This is a genomic window from Candidatus Methanodesulfokora washburnensis (genome assembly GCF_003947435.1).
GTDB classification, from domain to species: Archaea; Korarchaeota; Korarchaeia; order Korarchaeales; family Korarchaeaceae; genus Methanodesulfokora; species Methanodesulfokora washburnensis.
The window spans coordinates 1-10,732 of the sequence record NZ_RCOS01000024.1; the positions used below are offsets into that span (position 1 = coordinate 1).

11 protein-coding genes are annotated in these 10,732 nt (G+C 36.5%); 7 read left to right on the forward strand and 4 right to left on the reverse strand.

All coding sequences use genetic code 11. The annotated features are described in order from the left end of the window. The coding region (locus D6D85_RS01405) for a hypothetical protein (RefSeq protein ID WP_133308281.1) at nucleotides 1-217 on the reverse strand (217 nt) is incomplete at its 3' end. Between the two features lie 406 nt (nucleotides 218-623). Here D6D85_RS01405 and D6D85_RS01415 point away from each other — a divergent pair. From D6D85_RS01415 to D6D85_RS01440, 7 genes are all read left to right on the forward strand, one after another. After that, complete coding sequence (locus D6D85_RS01415; RefSeq protein WP_125670297.1) at nucleotides 624-908, forward strand: hypothetical protein; 285 nt, start codon at nucleotides 624-626, stop codon at nucleotides 906-908. Between the two features lie 12 nt (nucleotides 909-920). After that, nucleotides 921-2,462: a hypothetical protein gene (locus tag D6D85_RS01420; RefSeq protein ID WP_125670298.1), complete on the forward strand. Its 1,542-nt coding sequence runs from the start codon at nucleotides 921-923 to the stop codon at nucleotides 2,460-2,462. Nucleotides 2,463-3,038: 576 nt separating this feature from the next. Next, nucleotides 3,039-5,483, forward strand: a complete 2,445-nt coding sequence (locus D6D85_RS01425) for a CHAT domain-containing protein (protein WP_125670299.1) — start codon at nucleotides 3,039-3,041, stop codon at nucleotides 5,481-5,483. Nucleotides 5,484-5,487: 4 nt separating this feature from the next. After that, complete coding sequence (locus D6D85_RS16935; protein WP_272914402.1) at nucleotides 5,488-5,619, forward strand: hypothetical protein; 132 nt, start codon at nucleotides 5,488-5,490, stop codon at nucleotides 5,617-5,619. Then, complete coding sequence (locus D6D85_RS01430; protein ID WP_125670300.1) at nucleotides 5,619-6,551, forward strand: C45 family peptidase; 933 nt, start codon at nucleotides 5,619-5,621, stop codon at nucleotides 6,549-6,551. Before D6D85_RS16935 ends, D6D85_RS01430 begins: the two co-directional genes overlap by 1 nt. Before the next feature lie 9 nt (nucleotides 6,552-6,560). After that, entirely contained in the window at nucleotides 6,561-7,715 is a 1,155-nt protein-coding gene (locus tag D6D85_RS01435) for a hypothetical protein (RefSeq protein WP_153183996.1), read from the forward strand. A gap of 73 nt (nucleotides 7,716-7,788) precedes the next feature. Next, on the forward strand, nucleotides 7,789-8,886 hold the full coding sequence (locus tag D6D85_RS01440) for a hypothetical protein (RefSeq protein WP_272914403.1): 1,098 nt from the start codon (nucleotides 7,789-7,791) through the stop codon (nucleotides 8,884-8,886). A gap of 18 nt (nucleotides 8,887-8,904) precedes the next feature. On the opposite strand, the gene D6D85_RS01445 is transcribed toward D6D85_RS01440, so the two are convergent. The 3 genes from D6D85_RS01445 to D6D85_RS15975 form a co-directional block, all read right to left on the reverse strand. Next, nucleotides 8,905-9,945: an ATP-grasp domain-containing protein gene (locus D6D85_RS01445; RefSeq protein WP_125670303.1), complete on the reverse strand. Its 1,041-nt coding sequence runs from the start codon at nucleotides 9,943-9,945 to the stop codon at nucleotides 8,905-8,907. Between the two features lie 5 nt (nucleotides 9,946-9,950). After that, nucleotides 9,951-10,205 (reverse strand): PqqD family protein, encoded by a 255-nt coding sequence (locus tag D6D85_RS01450; protein WP_161969620.1) that lies wholly within the window; start codon nucleotides 10,203-10,205, stop codon nucleotides 9,951-9,953. A gap of 300 nt (nucleotides 10,206-10,505) precedes the next feature. Beyond that, nucleotides 10,506-10,732: hypothetical protein (locus D6D85_RS15975; RefSeq protein WP_161969621.1), on the reverse strand; the 227-nt coding region annotated here is incomplete at its 5' end.

Sequence of the window (10,732 nt, forward strand, 5' to 3'; positions counted from 1 at the left end):
CTATCTCATCAACCTGACCTTCCAGACCCAGCTTCTCCTCCAGCTTTTTAGCAGCCCTGTCTCCTATCTTCTCCCTGATCCAGTCGAAGACAGCAGATCCAAGTTCTCCCACAGCCGATATGTATGGTCCTGCGATAAGAATAGCTGCTAAGGAGAAACCTAGCTTTGTTAGTTCCGGAATACTGCGGAGAAACCTAACTGTTACATCTTTGTCCACATTTTACCTTTGAAAGGAAGAAATATAAAGTTTTCACGATATCAGTGAGAGATGCAGGAATTTCAGAGGGTAGATCTTAAGCCTTTAAAAGCCTTCAGCTGACAGAATATAGTTATCTGTTGTCTTAACTAGCGGATAGTTGTCATAGCTATCCTTTTCGCTGCCTATGCGATAAGATATATCTCCTATTCCATCTTTATTCTCGTCAGACCCTTTGTAATTGCTTCAGTAATTGCCTAAGTGTTCTATATACATCCTGCCCTCGTAGGAGTAGGTCGTAGGAGATGGAGAGCTCCAGATGTTTTCAGCAGATCCCTCTGCATTCTTCAAGAGGTTTTTCCAGTTCTTATGCTAATAATTAATTAGTTAGAAGAAAAGTTTATATGTAACTTCTTGATTTTTTCATGTGGTCTTAGAGGATGAAGGTAAAATGATTGAGGTTATTGACAGACTCCATGAGATGAGGCTTTTAATGGATGATGAGTACGAAAGAATAAAGAAGTCGGTAAAGGAAATGGGAAAAGTTGAGTATAGCAGAAATCACAGGTCGGGCAGTCTGTATTACCGTGCAATACCGCCACCACTTCCATCATGGTATTTTCTTCTGAAGGATTTGATTAGAGAATATGTTAAAGATAAAAGTAGAATGAAGATATGTATCGAGAAGCTGAGGATTTTGGCGAGGAGATAGAGGTGAATAAACTTGTGGATTATCTGGATCTTCCCCAGAAGAAATTGCACACAAATAGGAGATAAAATAATCCCTTCTTCCGATATAATAGACTTAACAGAATTAGAGTGTAACTTAAATATTAAAAAATGCGGGTGGAAACACGATCCTGTTGTTGAGGAGGTAAAACTTTCCGAATTCAATAAGGGTTATACAATATTGTTCAACTCAAGAAGCGAAAAAGAGAAGAATTCTCCTGTTATCGCTATAGTAAAAGTAGAATCTTCGGTAAGCACTGAAGATATTGCCGATAAGATTAATAAAATAGAAGGTGAATGGTTCGAGAAGCTTGGTCTAAAGGAGGGGGATGAAAAAGTATCTATGCTATTATTGGTAATTTCGGATAAACAATCCTTAGAAGTCCTTAAAGATGTGGTTTCTGAATTTACTGGTGGAAGGGTTCCAGAATTTGAAGATTTCTGGGATATTAAGTTTTCCACACTTGCAGTTAATAACATGATAGTCGGTGTTGTGAGAGATGAGAGGAGAATGAAAGATCTAGGCATCTTTATATCAGCATCCTTAATAATATACAGACATTTAGTTATATTATATTATGTAAATAATGAACTGGACAAGCTTATTGAATATATTAAAAGTGGAAATCATGGAAAACCTTCTCTATTTTACTGGAATAAATTGATTAAAGTAATGAAGTATATAGATAAATTAAATGAAGCTAGGATGAGAGAATACTTCTGTACAGAGGACTGCTGGATCTTATTTAAAAAGATATACAGAAAATTTTTGAAAGAGAATGAAGATCTTATTAGAAAGAAAATTGAATTTTTACAAGTATCAATAGGATTTGCGATAAATCAGATGGAAGAGGAAAGATCCGCAGAAATACTCAGAAGAATGGAAGTTACAGAGAGAATATCCGAAGAAACAGGAAAAAAATTAACTTCTGTTACTATACTTTTAGCTATTTTTGGAATATTTCAGTTTTTTTCATATATTGAAATGAATCCGCCTTTATTTCATATATTAATATCATTTATTATAACAGTAATTGCCATATTGACTATCTTCATCTATTTACGTGAAAGCCGACCTCCCGTAGATGAAGACATTCTTCCAATTATACAAAGAAATTCTGAAATAAAGAGCATCTCTAAGAAATTCCAAGCTAAAGTCAATCCTTATTGGAAGCTAGATTTCATTTCTGCTAATTTATCTGGTGGAGAATGGCATATCATACTGAAAGCATACAAAAAAAGTTCTTTAAGAAAGTTTTTACCTATTAAAAAAATCAGCTTAGATATATTCCTCTACAAGGAGGGGTATAAAAGGAGAGTAGGTTCTGTCCTAGCGTCCATACCACACAAAAGCTACAATGATAAAGATATAGACGATTTAGCAGGAGAGATTTTGTTTTTCCTTAGGAAATTGAAGATTAAGGAAAAGGGAGGAAGATTTTTTGGAGACGAGAAGGAAATCTATGAAAAGATAAAAGAATTGATTAAATATGGAAAAACTTCTGAGATGAACGCCATACTTAAAGGGGAGAGTTAAAAAGGTTCATTATATAAACTCTCTGTCCTGAAAGCCTTGGCCCAGTCCATTATACTTCCCCTAAAAAGACACATTGCTGAATCTAGAAAAGGTTATTTATGCCTTCCTCTTCACTGACTAATATGTTGGGGATCCTTATTTTTCGCTTTCTCACTCTATTTAAAGGGGAATTTCAGAATACAATATTAGATCTCATAAAAAGCTAAAATCTGTGCGAATGGCAAATTTACCCAAAGTTGCGTGCACAAAGGGTTCATCAAGACCACCATATTTTTTAGTTAGAGTACAGCAACGTAAGCAAACCCTTTACTTAAACATAATGTTTTTATATTCCCCCCCCCTCAAAAGTAGGGGGGATGGAGAATCAGACGAGCAAGGGAAGATATAGAGGATTTTTATAAAGAACTGGAAGAAACAACTAAGGATCTGAAGAAAGCATTTGACGAAGAATTAAGTACTATTACAAATAGAATTAAAGATAATCCTTCCGATGAGACCCTTACGGATGCAGCATCGCTAATAAGCCTTGTATTCGACTGCTATGAAGAGGAAGAAAGGAAAAGCAATGAGGAAATATTGCACGAGCTGAGTAAATATTTAGTTAATGAGCTAGAAAAAAGAATAAAAGAAAGAAAGTGGATTTGTGCAATTGATCCAAGTGAGTTCAGTGACGCAATGAGGGGATTCAATATACGTGAAGAAAAAATCAAAGAAGCCAGTAATCCACTATTTAATGCGGGAATGCTTGAGGCCTTAATTTTATTAAAGCAGATAGTAAAAGATGAGAATCTAATAAAAAGAATCGATAAGATAATAGACAGTATTATTCAGTATCTCAATGATGTCCAAGGGAAGGACTTGGGATTCTACCCCTACTTCTATTTCCTCGATCCTAAGATTAGGATCACCTACGACATGGTAACTACATCTGGAGTTTTTTACTACCTTAGTAGTTATTTCTATAATACTGAAAAACAAGATATATTTAAAGATATTGCAAGAAGTTCAAACATATTAAAAAATATTGGAAGAATGTTAAATGGAATTTTAAAAATTATAGATGAAATATTTACCAATAACATAGATCGTTCTTATATAACACTATTCTTTGATAAGGAATTATCAGAAATCCTATCAGATGCATCTAGAGAAAATGCTCTTAAAATTACTAAGGATACATTTAATATAAATACAAAGGAAGGTATTCTCTATCTAGCTCACATTATATGGATGATAATCCACGGAAAGAGCTTATTAGATACCCTCGACGGTATTCTGAAGGAGGAATTTGTGAAGGAAGCTGTTAAGGGGCTACAACTTTTAGAATCAGAAGATCTTAGTCAACAACTCAGTGATAAATTAGAAAGTTTAATTAAAATGTTAATGCATAGATTACTAGATAAGGTTAGAGTGAAATTACAGACAGAAAGAGGAGAAAACAAATTACAGTTTAGTGAAGTATTCCTAGTATATCCTTATGGACGGATGGAAAAGTTTCTGCTCTGCCCCTTTCTAGCAAGACTTTTAATAAAGATGTATGAGGACTGCCTTAAAGTGGCATATTTCACACTCGAGGATCGTGATGATATCTATAGCTTATATCTACTGTTGGGGATCGTGGCAAGATCAATGACTAAGACATATGGTGAAAGGAAGAAGAGAAAATTTAGAATGTTCGGAGCAGCAGGTCTAGAAGACAAGGATGCACTTGATATCAGTTATCTTGCTTATCTCCTCCTTAAGAAATACTATGATAATTTCCAAGCAATAGAGAGTATTTTCCTAGGAAACCCTGAGAAGTACTTTGAAGTTCCAGAAGAGAAAAGCAAGGTAGTTATTGGAATCTTTTCTGAGGAGGGAGAAGATATCAACACAACCGTTTTTGAGTTTAGACAGGATGGAACCTTAAGAGCTAATTACGATACTACAATCAGATTCTCGCCACCTCCATCCTTTGATCAATTTCTAAATGAGTTATCAAAGTATGAGGAAGAAAATATAGAAATAGCACGTGCTTTGAGAAGTGGTAGAGGAGAGTTGGGAGGGAAAAAAGAATTATCTCAGTTCTTTGCAAGTACTTCAAAATTCAGGCTCAGCCCTCAGGAAATACGCTTAAGGGAGTTTATTGAGAGTATAGTATCTAATAAAAAATTATCGGAATCAAAAACCTCACTAATATTATATTTCAAAGAAAGAGACTTTAAATCTAATATAATACCATGGGAATTTATAAGATATGATGGTAATAAACTCCAAGATCAAAGAGGTAAAGCTCTTGGAGAATTTCTCCCCATCGGAAGAATCTTCTCAGGTATTTCTTTAGGACGATACAGAAGAAAACAAGATGATTTAATTAGAATCCTTCTCATAAAGGGAAAGGAAGAAGTAGAAAAGGAGGACTTAGGAGAAGAATGTCCCTACTGTAAGGCTCCTGGTCTAGAAAAAGAGATAAAGGAAGTAGAGACTATTTTAAGGAAGATAAAAGTCAGGGGATTCTATGTTCACATAGAAAAAGCATATAAGGGAGATGAATTAAGAGATAAAATAAGAAAAGAGTGGGATATCATTCATTATGCTGGTCATATGTTATATCATAAGGAAAGAGAATCTTCTGGGATTCTCGGGATATATCTAGAAGGAGAAAACTCTAGTGAGAGATTTTATTCCGTGGTCGACTTATTTGATGATCTTAAGGGGAACCCACCATTCATTATGTTTGTTAATGCATGCGATTCCGCTAGTCCTCCGAGTTTGGTCAAGGGAAAGGAATATATTACCAATCCTGCTGAATTCGCTTTGAAAATCGGTGTTGCTGCATATATCGGGACATGGTATGCAGTGCAAGATGATCTTGCCATGAAATTTGCGGAGGTATTCTATAAAAGCCTCTTAGAGAAAAGGGAGACTGTAGGAAGATCCCTAGTAGCTGCAGTAAGAGAAACTACAAAGATCTACAACTGTATTCCAGAGAAAGTTAGCTATATTCTTTACGGTGATCCTGATTTTAAGCTTCTAGGGTGATGCAATGGAGAGAAAGAAGACATATTCGCCTCCTCTAATTAGGAAATATTCTGTATTTTTCAGTTTAAGACCTGAGGAAAAATTTATTGATATGCGTAGAAAAAGTGGCAAGAGCTTAAAAGAGGGTGTAGTTTAATGATCGAAGTAATTGCTTTAGATGGAAGTCACAAAAGAATAGGAGAGAGATTCGGAGAGATCCATAAGAAGTTCTGTAGGGAAAATAATTTACCTATTTTTAGACATCCATCCAATGAAACTGTCAGATTAGCTAAGAAAATAGAAAAGTTTATCAAAAATGTACACCCCTTACTCTTGGACGAAATAGAGGGAATCTCTATTTCTACCGGAATAGCTTATGAAATAGTTCTGTCAAATATTGTTTTTTGCGGTTGTTCCTCATATTCTACTGCCTGTCAGGCAGTTGGCTTGGTTAATAAAGGAAGAACTTTACTAGTCTTAAACTATGAGCCCCCCCTCATAAATAAGGAGTTAATAATAAAAGTCAGAACTTACTATAAGCTAGGGCCTGATAAATCATATCGGTCGATAATCGGATCGGATTGTTATCTTTACCCAACCGATGGCATAAACGAAAAGGGCTTAGCTATAGTAACTACGAAAGTTTCTAACAAAATAAAGGGGCTGGGATTATCCCCCTTCCTTATGAATAGAATAATTCTGGATAGATGTAAAGATGCTAATGAGGCCATTGAACTTATGAGAAAAGGACCTCATATGATGGAGTGGAATTTCCTAATAGGGGATCAGAGGAAAATAGTTTTAATAGAGACTCATCCACCAAGCAGAATACTTTTAAAGGAGGTTGATAAATTTCTAGTTTTAGGAAACTTTTTCTGGAGTAAACCTATCTCAAGTAAGCTAAGAAGAGCAATTCTTCTAGAAGAAAAGCTGAAAAAACTCAATAATGTAGATATTAACTCTATAATTGAGACCATGAAAGATAGAGAGGTCTTCAATTCGGAGAAATCCTTCAACATAGCAGCATATGATATGAGAGCTAAGAAAGCCCTTATCTGCAATAATAAAGTTCTTTTCCTCCAGTTGTGAGTGATCGATATGAAATTTCTTAGTATGATAATGAGAGAACTAAGGAAGGGTGCTTTTAATCCTCCACAAACAAATCCTTGGCCTCCAGCAATATACTATTTACCAAGAAACTATGGTGGAGAGCCGTATGATATGCCATTAATAGGTTTAGAGACAAGAGGATGCAGTTGGTTCTTGTCAGGAGGTTGTACTATGTGTAATTTCGGTGGACAGGGTTCCTATGTGTCCCCATACTTCTTGATAGCCCAAGCTTCTTTCGGTCTAAAGGTCTGTAGAGGAAGGCCTTACCTTCAGATAGCCCCTATGGGATCATTTTTTGATCCCAATGAAGTACCTCTGGTTGCGAGGAATAATATCCTTTCTCTTGTAAGAAATTCAGGGTATGTAAAGAGCTTTGAGACGGAAGCAAGAGTAGATCATGTTAGAGAAGAGGATATCAAGATTTCTATGGAGATATTAAATGACATAGAACTTGCAATAGGAGTAGGACTAGAAAGCAGTAATTCCATAGTGAGGGAATTGATTGTTAACAAGGGGACAAGACAGGAGCTCTATTTGAACTTTTTTGAACTATCAAAAAAAATAGGTTTTCTTTCTAATGCTCATGTCCTTCTGAAACCTGCTTTTCTCACGGAAAGGGAAGCCGTAGAAGATGCTATTTCATCAATAAGGTGGGTCATTGACAATGGTGGAACCTATGCTATCCTTATGACATCGAATCTAAGAAAGTTTACATTAAATTATTGGCTCTGGGAGAGAGGCCTTTACAAGTTGCCGATGCTTTGGAGCTTGCTTGAGGTCCTAAGAAGGCTGGATTCTAGCTATAGGAAAAGAGTTGTTCTAGCCGGATTTTTAAGCAACGAAACTCTCCTTAAAACAGCCGAAAACTGTTCAAAATGCACAAATTACATTATGTCCAAGATAAAAATGTTTCAATATACCAGAGATGAAAACTTTCTCAAGGAGGCTTGGGATCACGAGTGCGATTGTAAAGAAGAGTGGAGAAGGAGAATGGAGGAAGACAAAGGAGATCTCTTAGACAGGATAATCTTTGGTTACAAATATATATCTGAGCAGATTCTCGGTAAAAGATGGTGGGAAGAGAATAGGAAGTGGGTGGAAAAAGAGGTAGAGGAGGTGATCAATACTGGAAGGTCTAACTGAAATCGAAAGATCAAAAGTAGAGGAGATTCTTGAGGAATATGGTTCCCCAGTTTATGTTTTCTTTGAGAGACTTATCAGAAGAAGGGGAGTTAAAGTTAGAGAGGAGCTGGAGTACTCGCTAAAAAATTTGCATCTAGCCTACTCCTATAAAGCCTGTAACGCTCCAAAGATCTGTAGGATATTTAATGAAATGGGCTTCCTCTCTGAGGTTGTAGGGGATGAGTTCGGAATTGCCGAGGAGATTAGTGTACCTGCATCGAAAATAATTTTTAACGGACCTTATAAAAAGAGAGAACATGTAGAAAAAGCTCTAATAAAAAATATACTTGTGATAAATGTAGATTCAAAAGAAGAGCTTGACTATATAAATAGGATTCTCTCAAAAAATGCAATTAAAGGGGCAAATATTGGTTTGAGAGTTAGACCTTCAGTTAGCTATCCGATAGCCCCTCATTTTGGGATGGACGAGGAGCTAATATTGAAGTTTGCAAAAAAGGTAATCGAGATGGGAGCTAACTTATATCAAATTCATGCACATATAGGAACACAAATAACGAAACTAGAACTCTATAAAGAGCTATCTGAAAAAATGTCTAACTTAGCTAAAAAGATAGAGAAAGAACATAACATTGAGCTCACTATAAACTTAGGTGGAGGATTTGCTCTTGAGTCTACTCCTGAGTATTTTTCGAGAGATAGAATACCAGCTTTAAATGAATATTCATTAGCGATATCTTCTGGATTAAACGAGGATAAAGAGATCTTTTTAGAGCCTGGAAGAACGCTTATAGGTCCTTGTGCTGTCCTTGCAACAAAAGTTATCTCCATAAAGAGGCCAAGAAATATAGGAAAAATCGCCATTGTAGATGCATCTTACTTTGATATTCTTTCCTCAGCATTCCTTTCTCATGAAGTGGAGTGTATTAGCTCGGGAAAAGAGGAATTATTAGTTGAAACGGACGTATATGGAAGCAGCTGTGTCTCAGCAGATGTAATTAGGGTTGGGGCATATCTTCCCTCTGATCTCAAAGAAGGGGACATTTTGCTGGTGAAAGATGCTGGTGCTTACTCTATTAACATTTCATCTCATCCTATGAGGCCTAGACCTAAGATCTTTATATTAAGGGAGAATAACGAGTACGAGGAGGTAAGAAGAGCTTTCGTTGAATAACCCGGTTTAAAACAGATATCAGGAAGATGACTTCTTTTTATGGGAAAGGAATAGCTTTGGACTACTGAACTCCATAATTAGCTCACCTAGTTTGCGAAAGTCTATTATCTTATCCTCTATGGTTCTTAAAATTATTACTCCAACTTTTTGCATTGCTGCTTTCACAGAATTGTCGTAAATAAGCCTGAGGAGCAAGTAAGGCAGGTTTACTCCAGCAAAAGGGGAGAGATATATCCACGCCGGAAATCTAAGATTAAAATCCGTCAGAAAAAGCTCCTCTCCTGCGGATCTAAACTCGATTTCCAAAGGACCAGTCCATCTTAACCCTCTTATAACATCCTCCGCTATCCTTAGTACTCTTTCATTATTTACAGTGACCCCCATTAATGTACTTCCAAAATCCGAGAGTGCAAGCTTCTTCTGCATCACCCATCCTCTTATTTCCCCATCTATCGCAACCGATGCAATGCTATATTCATCGCCTTCAACGTATTCCTGCACTAGAGCATTCTTAAAGCCAAAGATCCTTAACCTCTTCAGACATATTCTGAGCTCCTCTTTGTTGATACAGGAGAAGACCCCTTCCTCCGATTTAACTAGAACAGGATACCCTAAATCGATGTCTAGTTTCTGGGATTTAAGATCTACAATATAGCTTTTGGGTGTCTTAATCTTCTTTTCCCTCATATATCTTTCAGCTGATACTTTGTCCTTCACTTTCTCGACGACACTATATGATGGAATGAGTAACTTCACTGAGTCTCTCAACTCCTCCAAATATCTCGATATCACGACTACCTCTGGATCAGTATTTGGTATCAGCACATCTAGGTTCTCCTCTTCTGCAATCAACTTGAGGGCTCTTATGTATTCATAAGTTAAAGAAGGGGGCAACGCCCTCACTTTACTGAAGATAGGATCAAAGACTCCTGGAGAGGAGGGAGTATAATCCAAGCCTATGAGATCCAAATTTTCATCCGCCATCTTCAAGCACTTAGCAACAGCCAAACCAGGAGCTCCTAGTATTGAGTTTAACGATGTAATTCCGATTCTTGTCATTGCCCTCACTCCTTAGTAATAAGATGATACTCTAACAACTTTCTAATGAAATTGTCTAGATCAGACATTATCTTAGAGTCATCCTCTCCGAATATCTCCCTCAATTTTTTAAAGATTTCCTCCTCACTCAGCCCTTCCTTTATCATATCCCAGATAAGTGCAGCCGTGCTGTTAAGTTCGAATATATAACCGGTCTCTTCATCAAAAATATAGAGAGCATCCTGCATATGATCCTCTCTTAACTTGGGTTTGACTCTCATCATCCTAGAATTAGGCAAGAAAATATAAATAAGTTTTTCTTATGAAAATAAAGCTATTTTCTTTATATCTTTGCAGTTTCGAAGTTAATTCTTATTAAGAGAAGACTAAGAACTTATAAAATATGAGTTCCCTTCACGCTGTACTCTCCTTTCTTAGTTCTACTCTACTTATCATTATTTGAATTAGCTTCCAAAATAAAGCAAGCTGGAAAGATACACTTCACTTAGTTAAGTTCAACAATCCAGTAAGAATACTTTCAATGAATTTAGTTAGAGAGATCCTCTACAGCAGCAATTGTGCTAGGGCTTTATCGTCCTAGTCTCGGAGAACTTAACCTCAACGGGGAAGAATAGAACATTAACCTTCATGGTTCCGTTAACGTTTACATCAACCTTTCCCTGAAGAAGAAAGCTCACAACTGCTTTTCCGAGCTCAGAGTAGTACAGATCAAGGAGTCCGCTGTCGCATGAAGTGGTTTTAGGGAGAATGTCAACCTTCTCTACAGTTCCATTTCCCACCTTTGTCC

Coding starts and splice junctions, on each gene's coding strand:
- D6D85_RS01430 (WP_125670300.1), top strand. CDS start 5,619: ATGATCGAAGTAATTGCTTTAGATGGAAGTCACAAAAGAATAGGAGAG.
- D6D85_RS16935 (WP_272914402.1), top strand. CDS start 5,488: ATGGAGAGAAAGAAGACATATTCGCCTCCTCTAATTAGGAAATATTCT.
- D6D85_RS01445 (WP_125670303.1), bottom strand. CDS start 9,945: ATGACAAGAATCGGAATTACATCGTTAAACTCAATACTAGGAGCTCCT.
- D6D85_RS01435 (WP_153183996.1), top strand. CDS start 6,561: ATGAAATTTCTTAGTATGATAATGAGAGAACTAAGGAAGGGTGCTTTT.
- D6D85_RS01450 (WP_161969620.1), bottom strand. CDS start 10,205: ATGAGAGTCAAACCCAAGTTAAGAGAGGATCATATGCAGGATGCTCTC.